The sequence below is a fragment of the Devosia psychrophila genome (assembly GCF_000971275.1).
In the GTDB taxonomy this organism is placed as follows: Bacteria; Pseudomonadota; Alphaproteobacteria; order Rhizobiales; family Devosiaceae; genus Devosia; species Devosia psychrophila.
The window spans coordinates 1-15,270 of the sequence record NZ_LAPV01000146.1; the positions used below are offsets into that span (position 1 = coordinate 1).

General features: G+C 61.6%; 8 protein-coding genes. 2 read left to right on the forward strand and 6 right to left on the reverse strand.

The genetic code is table 11. The features are described 5' to 3' along the window. A partial coding sequence (locus WH91_RS23630; protein WP_144408352.1) for a transposase occupies positions 1 to 161 on the reverse strand: 161 nt, incomplete at its 3' end. A gap of 275 nt (positions 162 to 436) precedes the next feature. Between WH91_RS23630 and WH91_RS16105 the strand changes: the two genes are divergently transcribed. Then, positions 437 to 8,935, forward strand: a complete 8,499-nt coding sequence (locus tag WH91_RS16105) for a glycoside hydrolase family 94 protein (protein WP_046172038.1) — start codon at positions 437 to 439, stop codon at positions 8,933 to 8,935. A gap of 448 nt (positions 8,936 to 9,383) precedes the next feature. Here the strand turns inward: WH91_RS16105 and WH91_RS16110 are convergent, their stop codons facing one another. From WH91_RS16110 to WH91_RS25830, 5 genes are all read right to left on the reverse strand, one after another. Beyond that, complete coding sequence (locus tag WH91_RS16110) at positions 9,384 to 9,872, reverse strand: isoprenylcysteine carboxyl methyltransferase family protein (protein ID WP_046172039.1); 489 nt, start codon at positions 9,870 to 9,872, stop codon at positions 9,384 to 9,386. Further along, positions 9,869 to 10,921: a type III polyketide synthase gene (locus WH91_RS16115; protein WP_143078285.1), complete on the reverse strand. Its 1,053-nt coding sequence runs from the start codon at positions 10,919 to 10,921 to the stop codon at positions 9,869 to 9,871. The genes WH91_RS16110 and WH91_RS16115 overlap by 4 nt, the downstream gene beginning before the upstream one ends. Positions 10,922 to 11,014: 93 nt before the next feature. Next, a complete protein-coding gene (locus WH91_RS16120) occupies positions 11,015 to 11,716 on the reverse strand; it encodes a VIT1/CCC1 transporter family protein (protein WP_046172041.1) in 702 nt (233 codons plus the stop codon). Then, entirely contained in the window at positions 11,713 to 12,519 is an 807-nt protein-coding gene (locus WH91_RS25540) for a cytochrome b (RefSeq protein ID WP_244542479.1), read from the reverse strand. The genes WH91_RS16120 and WH91_RS25540 overlap by 4 nt, the downstream gene beginning before the upstream one ends. A gap of 42 nt (positions 12,520 to 12,561) precedes the next feature. Beyond that, positions 12,562 to 12,687, reverse strand: coding sequence for a hypothetical protein (locus tag WH91_RS25830; RefSeq protein WP_280140263.1), 126 nt, complete (start codon positions 12,685 to 12,687; stop codon positions 12,562 to 12,564). A gap of 1,073 nt (positions 12,688 to 13,760) precedes the next feature. Here WH91_RS25830 and WH91_RS16135 point away from each other — a divergent pair. Continuing rightward, positions 13,761 to 14,939 (forward strand): PAS domain S-box protein, encoded by a 1,179-nt coding sequence (locus tag WH91_RS16135; RefSeq protein WP_158409584.1) that lies wholly within the window; start codon positions 13,761 to 13,763, stop codon positions 14,937 to 14,939. Positions 14,940 to 15,270 lie beyond the last annotated feature (331 nt).

Here is a 15,270-nt window from a genome sequence, read left to right on the forward strand (position 1 = left end):
TCATGCATGTCGCGCCAGGGGCAGCCAACCCGCAGAACATGGAGCATGCCGTTCAGATAACGGCGATTGTCTTGCGCTGGTCGGGACTTGCGCCCTCGTTCAGCCGGCAAAAGCTCTCCAATGAGCCGCCACTCTGCGTCCGACAAATCCCCGCGTGCCAAAACCGCCTCCTAAAAAGCAGTCTTGAATCACAGCAAAGACGTTTTGGGAATCCAGTTTGTCAACACGACCTAGTGGATTTAAACACATAGGCGGAGGCGACCATCGGTTTCGAGTGCTCGCACCGACAGTCACCGACCTGTTAAACGTTTCGATCTGCGCTTAATATCTTGCAGCTCGTATGCTCTGCCGCACTGAGTTAGTGTCCGGTATCGAGTCAATAAGCAATTCACCGCCATTTGCTGCGCCGCAGCGGACATAGGCAGAGAACCGTCTCATGATTTCGCTGCTGCGCCGCGTCTTAGGGCATCGCCGGTCGTCTCTGGTCTGGAGCGATACGGCACCGGTGCGGGAGGAGCTGTTCGGCGTGGAACGGCTAGAACAGCATGCCGAGAGCCTAGCCGCTGCACAGCCGGTCACCAATACGCCGCCGCGGGTGCTGTCGCTGCATACGCGTCTCACCGACAATGCGGCGGTGCTGCTCGCCGCCTACCGCGCCAGTGCGGCCGAACTGGAAAGTGGCCGTGACGTGGTGCCCGCCGCTGAATGGGTACTCGACAATTATCACTTGATCGAAGAACAGATCCGGGAAATCCGGGACGATCTGCCGCCCGGCTTTTATCGCCAATTGCCCAAGCTCGCCGAGGGCCCTTTTGCCGGCTATCCAAGGGTGCTCGGGCTGGCCTGGGCGTTCGTCGCCCACACCGATAGCCTGTTCGATCCCCAAATCCTGGTCCGCTTCATTACCGCGTACCAGCGGGTGCAGCCGCTGACCATAGGCGAGCTGTGGGCCGTGGCGATCACCCTGCGCATCGTTCTCATCGAAAACCTGCGGCGACTGGCCGACCAGATGAGCATCGGGCGGATCAAGCGCGCCGACGCCAATGAGCTGGCCAACCGGCTGCTGGTCTCCGGCAATGCCCGATCGGCGCTCGACAACGACATTGCCCTGCGCTCATCGGCGCCGCTCTCGGAGGTGTTTGCCGCCCAGTTGGCCAAGCGCCTGCGCGACCGCGACCCCAGGACCACCCCTGCGCTCGGCTGGCTGGAAGAACGGCTTGGCCAGCAGGGCACCTCGATTGAAACGGTGGTGCAGCACGCCCAGCAACGGCAGGGCGCTTCCAATGTCAGTGTGCGCAATGTCATCACCAGCATGCGGCTGATCTCCGATATTGATTGGGCTGATCTGTTCGAGAGCGTCAGTCTTGTCGACGCCCGGCTGCGCCAGGGAAGCGCGTTCGGCGAGATGGATTTCGCCACCCGCAATCTCTATCGCAGCGCCATCGAGCAACTTGCCCGCGGCTCGGCGATCACCGAACTAGACGTCGCCGACGAGGCGCTAAAAGCGGCGCTGGTTGACCCCGACGCTGTCGATGCCGAGCGTACTACCGACCCGGGCTATTACCTGATCGCCGAGGGCCGGCCGGAGCTCGAACGCACAATTGCGTTTCACGCCCCGCCCCGGCTGCTGATCAGCCGGTTCAATGTCCGGCTGGGCATTGGCGGCTATATCGGCGCCATATTTTTGGTCACGGCACTGTTGCTGGCGCTGTCGCTCTGGGTGCTGGCTACGATGGGCGGGACGGCTGGGTGGCTGGCGGTTTTTGCAGTCCTGACGTTCTTGCCGATGACTGAGGTGGCCACGGCGCTGATCAATCGCGGCGTTGCCTGGAGTTTTGGCGCGACAACTCTACCAGGGCTGGAGCTGACCGACGGGATCCCCCAGTCGCTGCGCACGCTGGTCGCTGTTCCAACCCTGTTGACCGATGAAGCCGACCTGCTGGAGCAGGTCGAGCGGCTGGAGGTGCATTATCTTGCCGGCGCCGGCGGCGACCTAGTGTTCGCGCTATTGCCGGACGGCATGGATGCCAACCAGGAAATCGTCGACGGCGATGCTGCCTTACTGGCCGTGGCGGCTGCTGCCATCGACAAGTTGAACCAGCGCTATGGGCCGGCACCAGCGGGGGATCGTTTCATCCTGCTGCATCGGCAGCGGGTGTTTAATGCCAATGAAAACAAATGGATGGGATGGGAGCGCAAGCGCGGCAAGCTGCACGAACTCAACCGGCTGCTGCGCGGGGCGACCGACACGACATTCGTGCCGATTGCTGGCATTGCACCCCATGTTCCAAGCGATGTGCGCTACGTCATCACTCTGGACGCCGATACGCGGTTGCCGCGTGAGGCCGCGCTGCGGCTGATCGGAAAGATGGCTCATCCGCTCAATCGCCCCCGCTTCGACGTGGCCGAAAAACGCGTGGTCAAGGGCTACGGCATCTTGCAGCCGCGCGTTACCCCGTCGCTGCCGCAGGGCAGCGATGGATCGCTCTATCAGCGGGCCTTTTCGGGCCCGGGCGGCATGGATCCCTACGCAGCCGCGGTTTCGGATGTCTATCAGGACCTGTTTGGCGAGGGTTCCTATACCGGCAAGGGCATATACGACGTCGATGCCTTCGAAGCAGCACTCGAGGGACGTGTTCCCGAAAATGCCCTGCTGAGCCACGATCTGTTCGAAGGGATTTTTGCCCGGGCCGGCCTCGCCTCCGATATCGAAGTGGTCGAGGGGGCACCCTCGCGCTACGACGTTGCGGGCAAACGCCAGCATCGCTGGACCCGTGGCGACTGGCAATTGCTGCCCTGGCTCTTCAATCGGAAGTCCGGCGTCCACGCGGTGCCGGCGGTCGGGCGTGGAAAAATGCTCGACAATCTGCGTCGCTCCCTGTTGGCGCCGCTTGCCCTGTTGGGCCTGGGGCTGAGCTGGTTGCTGCCGGTGTGGCCGGGCGTTCTCGGCGTGCTCATCGTTCTCGGTACCATGGCGCTGCCGGCGCTTCTGCCCTCCTTATTGTCGGTGCTGCATCGCCGTACCGGCGTCCGGCTGCGCAACCATGTCGGCGCGGTGGCTGCGGATATGCGCATCGCGGCCACCCAGACATTTCTCGCCATCGCATTCCTGCCCGATCAGGCGTGGCGCATGGGCGATGCCATTGTCCGCACGCTGATACGGCTGTTTGTCACCCGCCGGCACTTGCTGGAATGGACCGCCGCGGCTCAATCAATGGGCAGTCCACGGCTCGATATGCTCGGTTTTTACCGGACAATGCTGGCCGGTACGGCGCTGGGTCTCGTCATCTGTGCTGGCGCTGTAGCCATTGGCCCGGCGTCTTGGCCGCTGGTGTTGCCGTTTGCCCTGATCTGGCTTTTTGCACCAGCACTGGCTCTTTGGGCGAGCCGCGCGCCCGCCCTGCCCAAGCGCCTCGTTCTATCCGCGACGGACGCCGCCCAGTTACGGCAGATCGCGCGCCGAACCTGGCGCTTCTTCGAGACCTTCGTCACGCCGGCAGATCACATGCTGCCGCCGGACAACTTCCAGGAAGACCCGCGGCCCGCCATCGCTCATCGAACGTCTCCCACCAATATCGGGCTCTACCTGCTTTCGACTGTTGCGGCCCGTGATTTTGGCTGGGCCGGGACCACCGAAACCATAGAGCGCCTCGAGGCGACATTTGCGTCGATCCGCCGGCTGAACAAGTTCCGCGGCCATTTGTTCAACTGGTACGACACGCAGGATCTGCGGTCGCTCGACCCGATCTATGTGTCATCCGTCGATAGCGGCAATCTGGCCGGGCACCTGATCGCCCTGGCCAATGCCTGCGAAGAGTGGACTTTGGCGCCATTGGCTTTCGATGGCCGCGCTGGTTTGGCCGATACATTGGAACTTGCGCTTGCGGCTCTTGCGGATTTACCCGCCGCACAGGGCGAGGTCGGGCAGCAATTGGCGACTGCCTTCGATGAGATAGAAGCCGAACTCAATGCCACGCGCACCACCGATGCGTCTTCGCCCACCCTCAGGCGGATGGCCGAAAAAGCCGCCAAGGCGGCACAGGACCTCATCCCGCTGGTTGGACATGACAGTTCGCTCGATCTGATGTTCTGGTGCGAGGCATTGCGTCGAACCGCGTTCCAGCACGAGCGCGACCTGCTGCAAGCCGGCATCCCGGCGACCGCGTTGGCCGAACGCCTGCAGGGGCTGGCCGATGCGGCGCGCGAGATGGCGCTAGCCATGGACTTTGCCTGGCTGCTCGATCCGGACCGCAAATTGCTGTCGATCGGCTATTCGTTAGTCGATAACAGTCTCGACCCCAGCTGTTATGATCTGCTGGCTTCCGAGGCCAGATCGGCAAGCCTGTTTGCCGTGGCCAAGGGCGACGTCACCACTCAGCATTGGTTCCGCCTGGGCCGGGCCGCAACGCCGCTGGGCAATGGCTCGGCGCTGATCTCGTGGTCCGGCTCGATGTTCGAGTATCTGATGCCGTCGCTGGTGATGCGCGAGCCGGTGGGGAGCCTGCTCGAAGAGACCACACGCCTCGTTGTCGAGCGCCAGCAGGCCTATGGACGCTCGCTGGGTGTGCCGTGGGGCATTTCGGAGTCCGCCTATAATGCCCGTGACATGGAGTTGACCTACCAATACTCCAATTTTGGCGTGCCCGGCCTTGGCCTCAAGCGTGGACTGTCCGACAATGTGGTGATTGCGCCTTATGCGACCGGCTTGGCCACCATGGTCGATCCGCATGACGCGCTGCGCAACTATCAGCGTCTAGCCGAAATGGGCGCCAACGGCCGTTATGGCTTCTTTGAAGCCCTGGACTTCACCCGCTCGCGGGTCCCGGAAAACAAGGACGTGGCCATCGTCCGCAACTTCATGGCCCATCACCAGGGCATGACCATCGTGGCGATCGCCAATACGTTGCTGGATGGCCAGATGCGTGACCGGTTCCACCGCGAACCAATGATCCGAGCCAGCGAACTGCTGTTGCAGGAACGCGTGCCACGCGACATCGTCACCACCCACCCGCGCGCCGAGGAGGTCAAAGCCTCACCGGACGAGGTTATCGGGGAAGCGCCCGCCGTGCGCCACCTGCACGCTCCATCTGGCGGCCAGCCCATCACCCATCTGCTTTCGAATGGGCGCTATGCGGTGATGCTCACCGCTGCCGGCTCCGGCTATAGCCGCTGGCGCGATATCGCCATTACGCGGTGGCGGGAAGACGTGACCCGTGACGACTGGGGCTCCTTCATCATTTTCCGCGACGTCCAGAGCGGCAATGTGTGGTCCGCCGGCGCGCAGCCGGTCAAGAACGATGCCGATCATGATGAGGTCATCTTTGGCGAAGATCATGCCGAGTTCACGCGCCGCTATGGCTCACTGACCACAGCGATGGATGTGCTGGTCTCGGGCGAGGATGATGGCGAAGTGCGCCGGGTCACACTGACCAATACCGGCAGGCGCGCCCGCGAGATTGAGCTGACCTCCTACGCCGAAGTCGTGCTCACCACTCCGGCGACGGACAATGCCCATCCCGCCTTCGCCAAGATGTTCGTGCAGACCGAGCATCTGGCCGAGTTCGACGCCATCATTGCCACCCGCCGCCCCCGCTCAGCAGCCGAGCCGGAAGTCTGGGCCGCCCATTTCGCGGTGGTGGAAGGCGAACTGGCGGCCGACCCACAATACGAAACCGATCGAGCGCGCTTTATCGGGAAGGCCCGTGCGCTCGGAGATGCGGCCGTGCTCCGAACGGGTGAGCCGCTCTCGAATACCGTCGGAACGGTTCTGGACCCGATCTTTTCGCTGCGCCGCCGCCTGCGGGTGGTGCCCGGCAAGGTCTCGCGCGTGGCCTTCTGGACCATCGTCGCCGCTTCGCGTGCCGAGCTGCTGGATTTGCTCGACAAGCACCATGACCGTAGCGCGTTCGAGCGCGCCAAGACCCTGGCCTGGACCCAGGCGCAGGTCCAGTTGCGTCACCTGGATGTCGGGGCACAGGAGGCCGCCGACTTCCAGCGCTTGGCGGCGCCGCTTCTTTATGCCGACCGCCGCTTCCGACCGCCCTCGGATCTAATTATTAAAGGCGCCGGCTCACAGCCGGGACTATGGCCGCTGTCCATTTCCGGCGATCTGCCGATCGTGCTGTTGCGCATCGAGGATATCGAGGACATCGCCCAGGTTCGCCAATTGTTGCGCGCCCAGGAATACTGGCGGATGAAGCGGCTCGGGGTCGATCTAGTCATCATCAACGAGCGCGGCTCATCCTATGTGCAGGATTTGCAGATTGCTATTGAGACCGCAGTCCGCAGCAGCCAGCTGCGACCAAGTTTTGGGGAGCCGCTCGGGCAAGGCACTGTCTATACGTTGCGCGCCGACCTGATGAGCGTCGAGGTGCGCGCACTACTCCGATCGGTCGCCCGGGTGGTTCTCAACGCGCATCACGGCTCGATCGCCAACCAGCTCGACCTGGTGCTGACAGCGGCGGTCCCGCCATTGCTGGTGCGCCGGCATCGGATAGGTGTACCCGTCATCCTGCTGACGCCGGAGTTGGAATTCTTCAACGGTCTGGGTGGCTTCGACAAGGACGGCACCGAGTATGTGACTGTCCTCAACGCGGGCCAGAACACCCCTGTCCCGTGGATCAACGTCATTTCCAACCCTGATTTCGGCTTCCAGGTTTCCACCGAAGGCAGCGGCTATAGCTGGGCTGAAAACAGCCGCGAAAACCAGCTGACGCAATGGTCCAACGATCCCGTCACCGATCCGACCGGCGAAGCATTCTACATTCGCGACGAAGACAGTGGCGAACTCTGGAGCCCGACGGCCCAGCCGATCCGCGACGGCGGCACCTATGTCTCCCGCCACGGCTTTGGCTATAGCAGCTTCGAGCACACTGCCAATGGTATCGCGACCGATCTGCTGCAATACGTGCCGCTGGCCGATCCGATCAAGATTTCGCGCCTGACCCTCACCAATCTGTCGGGCAAGCCCCGGCGCCTTTCTGTCACGAGCTATGCCGAATGGGTCCTCGGGACGTCGCGCGGCGCCTCGGCCCCGTTCATTGCGACGGAGGTCGACGCGTCCACCGGAGCAATACTGGCCCACAATCCATGGAGCCCAGCCTTTTCGAGCCGCACAGCTTTTGCCGATCTTGGCGGCCAGCAGACCGGCAGGACGGCCGACCGCACCGAATTTATCGGTCGCCACGGCAGCCTGGCCGCGCCAGCCGCATTGCTCGGTCGATCCCCCCTCCTGGGCGCCAGCGGCGCCGGGCTTGATCCCTGTGCTGCGCTGCAGCGGTTCATCGACCTGGGCGTCGGCGAGACTGTCGAAGTGGTATCGTTCATCGGGCAAAGCAGCTCGCCCGAGGCCGCGCGATCCCTGATCACCCGCTATCGTGCCGCTGACCTTGACGTGGTCCTCGCCGAAGTCGCCAACCATTGGCGCGAGCTGCTTGGCGCCATTCAGGTGAAGACGCCGGATCGCGCCATGGACATCATGCTCAATGGCTGGCTGCTCTATCAGACCCTGGCCTGCCGTGTCTGGGCCCGCTCGGCCTTCTATCAAGCCAGCGGCGCCTATGGCTTCCGCGACCAGTTGCAGGACGGCATGGCGCTGACTTTTGCGCGCCCCGAGGAAACCCGGCACCATCTGCTTCGAGCGGCCGCCCGCCAGTTCCCCGAGGGTGACGTCCAGCATTGGTGGCTGCCGCAATCGGGCCAAGGGGTTCGCACGCGGATTTCCGATGATCGCGTCTGGTTGGCCTTTGCCACCGCGACCTATGTCCTTGCGGCGGACGACAGCACTGTCCTCGACGAGAACGTGCCTTTCCTTGAAGGGCCGCGCCTGCGCCCAGAAGAACACGACGCATTCTTCCAACCGATGGTTGCCGGAGAGTTTGCGACCCTGTTCGAGCATTGTGCGCGCGGGCTGGACCAGTGCCTCGAACTGACCGGCGAACATGGCCTGCCCTTGATGGGCACCGGCGATTGGAACGACGGCATGAGCCGGGTCGGCGAAGGCGGCAAGGGCGAGAGCGTCTGGCTTGGCTGGCTGCTCATCCGCACCATCACGCTGTTCCTGCCCCTTGCAGAAGCTCGCGCCCCCGAGCGCGCGCAGCGTTGGCGCACCCATATGGCCAGTGTCAAGTTAGCGCTTGAACGCCATGCCTGGGACGGCGAATGGTATCGCCGTGCCACATTTGACGATGGCACCTGGCTCGGCTCAAAACTGAGCGGCGAATGCCAGATCGACTCCATCGCCCAATCCTGGGCCGTGCTGTCCGGCGCTGCCGATCCATCGCGGGCCGCAACCAGCATGGAATCGCTGCAACGGCATTTAATCCGGCGCGACGATGGCCTGGCCCTGCTCTTCATCCCGCCCTTCGACAAGACCCCGCACGATCCGGGCTACATCAAGGGCTATCCGCCGGGCCTGCGCGAGAACGGCGGTCAGTATAGCCACGCTGCAATGTGGGCAATCATGGCCTTTGCCAAACTCGGCCAAGGCGACGAGGCCCACGATTTGTTCGGGCTGCTCAATCCCATCAATCATGCGCACACGCCCGAGCAGGTGGACCGCTACAAGGTCGAACCCTATGTGATCGCTGCCGACGTCTATTCGGTCGCCCCCCATGTCGGCCGTGGCGGTTGGACCTGGTACACCGGATCGGCCGGCTGGATGCATCGCGCCGGCATTGAAGCGATCCTGGGCATCCGCCGCGAAGGCCAAATACTTGTGATCGCCCCCTGTATCCCGACCACATGGACTGACTTCGAAGCCAGCGTAAAACTCGGCACCACGCGATACGATGTCAGCGTCAAAAACGCTTCCCACGCCAGCCCCGACACCCGCCGGGTCATCCTCGATGACGCCGTCCTAGCCCCATCCACCGGCGATCTACGCCTGCCCCTCGATGGGCGCAGCCACGTCCTGACGATCCATTTGGGAGGTTAGAAGCCCATCTCCCTACGGCTTTGCACGGAACATAATTTGGTTGCAATTGTGATTGCTAGAACGCCGAGCGCAATAGTGCGGTCACCGCTCAATGTGAGGCCCACTTCGAAGGCGCTCAGATCCCATGGGCCGCTGCCCAAAAGGCGGCAAATCCGCCACGCACGGGCCCAAAAAAGCCCGCAATCGACGCCGTTCCTGCCAAGGGCCCAATCGCGGCAATCGATGGGCTTGAGAAATGCAGCGGCCTGCTCACCGCGCGGTATGACTCGAAGAGCCTTCACGCCGTTCTGGGCAAGGATTTATTGTTGTGCTCGCGGCATCAGGACCATTCAACGCCGCGGGGATCCCGTCAGACATTCCAGTTTAGCGCTTCGAACGACGTTAGCCGCAGGCAGGCAATTTCCAGCTATGCCAAGAGCGCCATACGGCTTTAAACGCTAGCCCGCCCTTAACTCTTTGCGAGCGCCATCTCTTCGGCACGAACGCGAATCGTGAGGACGGCGACGTTGGCGATTGAAAATATCAGGGCATACCAATTGAGCCCGTAGACAATCGGCAGCACCGCGATTTCACCAACGACGACGGCATAATTCGGATGGGAAAGCCAGCGGTAAGGTCCGCGAGCCACCAACGGAGCTTCCGGCAGGACGATGATGCGGGTAGTCCAGCGTTCTCCTAGGCTGACCAGCACCCAAATGCGCAGAACCTGAAATAGGATGAAAGCGGTTAGCCAAAGCGGCTGGATGGGCAAGTTCCAGGCCAGAACCCAAAGGCCGCCAAGCCAAGTCGCATGCAGCAACACGATCAATGGGTAATGACCGGCCCCATGCTCCACAGCGCCCCGTGACAGCAGACGCGCGGTGTTATGGCGCGCGAGAACCAGTTCGCCCAAGCGCTCGAGACTCACAAACGCCAGCAGGGCAATGGACCAGGTCATGCGACAGCGCGCAGCGAGACGCAACTAGCCGAGAAGCCCGGCCCCATAGCGGTCAGCAATGACCTGTGCTGCAGGCCATGCCGTCGCAGCCGGTCGAGAACAAACAGCGCTGTGGGCGCGGACATGTTGCGATAGTCGTTGAGCACTTCCCGCTCGATATCGAGACTACCCTTTTCCAGCGACAAAGCCCGTTCTAGAGCATCCACCACCTTAATGCCGCCTGGATGACAGGCGAAACGATCAATATCTGAGCGTGTCAGGTCATGGCGGGCGAGGATGCCATCCACAGCCGGCCCCATCTCGGCTTCGGCGAAGGGCGGAATGGAGCGATCGAAGATCACCCCAAAGCCCTGCGGATCGACGCTCCAGCCCATGATGTCCAGCGTGTTGGGCCAAGTGTGCTGACCGGCAAACTCCACATCGGCCATGCCGCCTTCCCCGGCCCGCAAAATGCAGGCCGCGGCGCCGTAGCCAAACAGCGCAGTGGCGACGATGTTGGCCTTGGTCATTTCGTCGAGGCGGAACGAGAGGGTACACAGTTCCACAGCGACGATCAGCACATTGGTGCCGGGCCGCGCCTGCGCCAGTCGTGCGCCGATGGCAAGACCGGACACACCGCCGGCGCAGCCCAGACCGAAAACCGGCACGCGCTCGATATCACTGGGGAAACCCACCTGGCCCCACACCCGTGCTTCAAGCGAAGGCGTCGCGATCCCCGTTGAGGATATCGTCACCACAGTGTCGATATCGGCCGCCGTTAGCCCGGCTTCATCGAGCGCCTTGGTGGCGGCTTCGATGAATAGAGATCCCGCCGTCTCGAGATATACCCCAGTGCGTCTTGGCCAACCACGCGGTTGGAAAAACCATTCGATTGGACGGGCGGCATGACGCTTATGGATGCCGGCGCTGTCAAAGACTTTAGCCATGCGGTCAAACTCACGGAACCGCGGTCCAAAAATTTCGCCTGCCGCTGTAGCAACATCGCTTTGCAGTAGGATATTGGCGGGAACCGCGGTGGCGGTCGAGATGAGCTGGGTCAACTGGGGCACGTCACAAATCCTTTCCGTCATGGACAGGTCGCTTGAGCGCGAAAGAAGCGTTTGACGGAACGAAGCGCTTCATCACATCAAAAATAGGCAAGGTCACACGACAGCGCCGAAGAGCCTGCCGATGCCGGCAGTCAGCGCCAGAGCTAAGGCCCCCCAAAAAACCACGCGTGCCATGGCCCGAAATATGGGCGCGCCACCCGCCTGCGCACCCAAAGCACCAAGTAGGGCAAGAAAGGCTAATGCCCCAGCAGAAACGCTTGGGATGATCCAGTCCTGTGGAACGAGAACCGCGGTCGCCAATGGCAGGGCGGCGCCAATCGAAAACGTGGCCGCAGAAGTGAGCGCCGCCTGGATTGGGCGCGCCGTGGTGAATTCGGAAATTCCAAGTTCGTCGCGGGCATGAGCCGCCAACGCATCGTGGGCCGTCAGTTGGTCCGCAACCTGCAAGGCCAGAGCAGGATCGAGCCCGCGCTTCTCATAGATGCCTGCCAGTTCGCGCCGTTCCGCTTCGGGCTCATCTACCAGTTCCCTAGTCTCGCGGGCGATATCTGCACGCTCGGTGTCCAGTTGCGAGCTGACCGACACATATTCGCCGGCCGCCATCGACATTGCTCCCGCCACTAGTCCGGCGACACCGGCCACTATAATGGCCGGGCGGTCGGTTGATGCGGCAGCGACGCCGACGATCAGGCTGGCCGTTGAGACGATGCCGTCGTTGGCGCCGAGTACGGCGGCACGTAGCCAGCCAATCCGCGAAACGGCATGGTTCTCCGAATGAGTTTGCAGCCGGCTCATGCAGATCGCCCCGATTTTGCGATGATCAGCATGCGCTTGAGCGTGCCGTCGCGCAGCACGAAGTGGTGGAACAGCGCGGCTCCGGCATGGATTACAATCAGCACAATGAACGCCGGTTTGGCCAGTTGGTGGAACTCGCCCATTCCCGGATTGATGTGGACGGTGATCAGCCCCGTCACAGGCACCACGGCCAGCAGGATGTAAAACAGCCAGTGCGTCGTCCTTGCTGCTAGAGCCATCAGGGCATTGCCCTCCGCTGGAGCCGGCGCACCGAGACGCAGCCGTACGGCAAGCCGCACGGCGAACAACACCAGCACCGAGATGCCGACCCAATAATGTGCCGTCGCCAAAACCGCATCGGTCGCACCGAGTGTCGTGCCCTCTTCGGCAGCATCGGTGGCTGCTACCATGCTTTCACCGAACACCAGTTGGAAGAGCACCAGCGCGGCGATCAGCCAATGCAAACCGATCTGGATCGGGGCATAGCTATTGTCCACTTGCAGGTTCATCGCCGGTGTCCTTGTTTTTGTTGGTATGAGTCGGGTGAGAATGCGCCAACGCAGATTGCCCGCAGCGTGAACTACAGCTTTGGCCCGCAGGGCAACATCAACCGCGACGGCGAAGCGACAGAAATGAAGGAAGCTGCGGTCGCCGAAACCGAGGACAGCGAACTGCAATAGCGGCTGCGCCTTGAAACGCTCGAGTCGGACGGAGAAATGGTTCGCCCAGTCAAGCGCGCCGCCATCGCCGCGGGTCCCAGTCAGCAGGAGAAGCTGTTTGGCCAACGGATAGTCGCTCGCCAATGTGTTCATGGTAAGCAACATGCACTTTGTAGCCGGCCGGCGCTAGTTGTTGATGCAGATGAACGGAAAGCCTTGAGATGGATTGTCACCGCTGCCCACCAGCATGACAATATCGGCGTGACGAGGGCCGTGATTGTGCAGGATGATGCCGACACGGCCACCGTTCAAGGTTCTTAGATTTCCGGACATAACGGCATCACTAAGCGCACCGGTAGTCGAGGCCTGCACAAGTAGCACCAAAAACGGCTAAAACCGTGAGCGCCAGCTCGAAGATGATCCAGTAACAGCGGAGCAACCCCCACGGCGAAACCAGTGCTTGCAAAATCCCGAATAGCAGGGGAGGCCACACCTAAAGGCACGATGCCCACCAGGTCGCACGATAGGTGCTCAATGGTTGGCTGTTCTCGGGCGGCAGTTGCACTCAGATCTCGTCGTCGCAACTGCATTGAGCGGTGTAGGAGGCAGCCGAGGTCGCGGGCATCCCATGCAAGTCAGCCCGCACACGCTGCGTCAGCTTTGCCACCTACCTCTTGGAGCAGGTTGATATCCACGTTATCCAAGTGCCGCTTGGGCACGGCAAGCTCGATGACACCTCACTCTACACGCCGCATACTGGCCGTTCGACCGGCTGTTGACGCTGACGCAAGACAAGGTAGCACACAACTAGACCAGTGCGCGCCATCGAGGTCGCCTATGTCTTCCGCTGCCGGCCCTGCCTATCGGGTTGCCATGCCGGGCACCTGAGCTTGGACCAGATCGAGGTTATGTCGGCGAGCGAACGCTGCGCCGCTGCACTTGGCGGTCGCGTCGGAGCTTGCCAAGACTGTCGTCGGCGCAGGACCCACTTTCGCACCTCGCCGGACCACAGAAAGGCACATGGTGCCGCAGACTAGCCATTGATCGAGCTTATGGGCATGGACGACCGCGACCTCAGGGCAAGTGACCGCGCGATGGCGCCCCAGAGCAAGCGATTGGCGAAAATGTTCTGGAAAGCGCTGGTGGTTTCCGAGCGCGCATTCAGACGTTTAAACAACTAAACCGCAAACCAGCAGTTTGACGCTTCGAGACCCCGCAATTGGCGCATCGCTGTTGGAGTGCTGTGTGTTATAGTTAAGCATCGTCGGGGCCCCCATTAGACATCGTGCAGCTGAGAATTGCGTTTTCGGCCCACGCTCCTAATTTTTTGCGAGGATCAACATGCAACCGTTCACTTTTCGGGGCCAGATCGCCGGTGGCTCGGCGTGACTATTCGAGAAGGTGGGGCCACGGTCCAAGTTGGCGGTCTTGGAACGAGCGTTGCAGACCGGCACCGCAAAGCCGCGCGAATAAAAGAGACCCCGTTTCGCGAGTTTTACGAGGCCAGTCCGGATGCAGTATTCGTGTTTGACTATTCCGGCCGGATCATCTTCGCCAATAATCGCGTCGAAGCCATGTTGGGCTACCACCCCAACGAACTGCTTGGCATGCCTCCTAGTGTTCTTATGCCGGAACGGTACCGAGACCTTCATTCGGGTCATATGGATCGTTTCATGAACGACCCCAGTCCCCGCATGATGGGCGCTGGGCTGGAGATGTCGGCGCTTCGGAAGGACGGCAGTGAATTCCCTATCGAGATCAGTCTAAGCCCATTCGATGCGGCCGACGGGCTGGTAGTGATCGCTGCCATGCGGGATATCACGGCTAAAGGTCTCAAGAGCAACAGCTTAGAATCCGAAAATTCCAACCTGCGGGACTTGCTGGGACTAGCCAGAAACGACGTCTCGCGCCTCCTTTATCAGGCAGGAACTGACGCCACCGAGCACGAGACCGGAACGCGATTGCAGCGTCTCCTCCTAGAGGAGTTGCATCATCGCGTGAAGAACATGCTGGCGACAGTCATGGCAATCACGTCGGAGAGCTTGCGGACTGCGAAAAACGTAGAGCAAGGCCGATCGGCCATCGCGAGCCGCCTGACTGCGATGGGTAGGGCGCAGGATCTATTGCTCCGAACAGACGAGTCCGGCGCGCATTTGATTGACGTTGTTCGCGCCGCAATTGACCCCTTTGACAACGGGGACGTTCGGCGGTTTATCGTTCAGAACGCGCTGATCGAGATCGGCCCAGGGGCGGTCCTGCCTCTCACTTTATCTCTGAATGAGCTATGCACCAATGCGGTCAAATACGGCGCATTGTCCAACACTACAGGGCGTGTAAGTATCACATCGACCGCCGATGAACAGACGCGGCTATTCACGCTGCGATGGACCGAGACGGGTGGTCCAGCGGTGCAGGAGCCCACCCAGCACAGTTTCGGCACTCGCCTGCTCGGCGCCCTTGCCGCGCAACTTCATGGTGAAGTGCGACTGAGATTCGAGCCGACGGGGGTTGATTACCAACTCAACATTCCCCTCGCTCTCTTGGGAGCGCCCCGCAGCACTTGAGATTGGCGCCGTGGCCAGCCGTGGCCTCATTTTGGCCACGAGCACATCGATGCCTTTGGAGGGAGCTAGGACCGGTTAATATAAGTAGGAACCTGCGGACGTTTCCTGTCGCGACAGCCGCCATAGCGGATGGTTGTTACGCTGCGGCTGAATCGCAACTTATACCAACGGGGATTATTTGTGACTCGTTTTGGATTCCTTCTCCAGGGAATTACTGATTCCATGGGGCGAAGGAAATTCGCCCATGACAGTCTCGGTTCGGATCAGGCAGGATTATTCGTCGCAAGAGCTTCGGCGCCTGGCATCACGGAGCAAAGACGCCAATCAAAGC

Excerpts from the sequence above, each read along its gene's own strand:
- WH91_RS16105 (WP_046172038.1), top strand. The coding sequence starts at position 437 with ATGATTTCGCTGCTGCGCCGCGTCTTAGGGCATCGCCGGTCGTCTCTG.
- WH91_RS16110 (WP_046172039.1), bottom strand. The coding sequence starts at position 9,872 with ATGACCTGGTCCATTGCCCTGCTGGCGTTTGTGAGTCTCGAGCGCTTG.
- WH91_RS16120 (WP_046172041.1), bottom strand. The coding sequence starts at position 11,716 with ATGAGCCGGCTGCAAACTCATTCGGAGAACCATGCCGTTTCGCGGATT.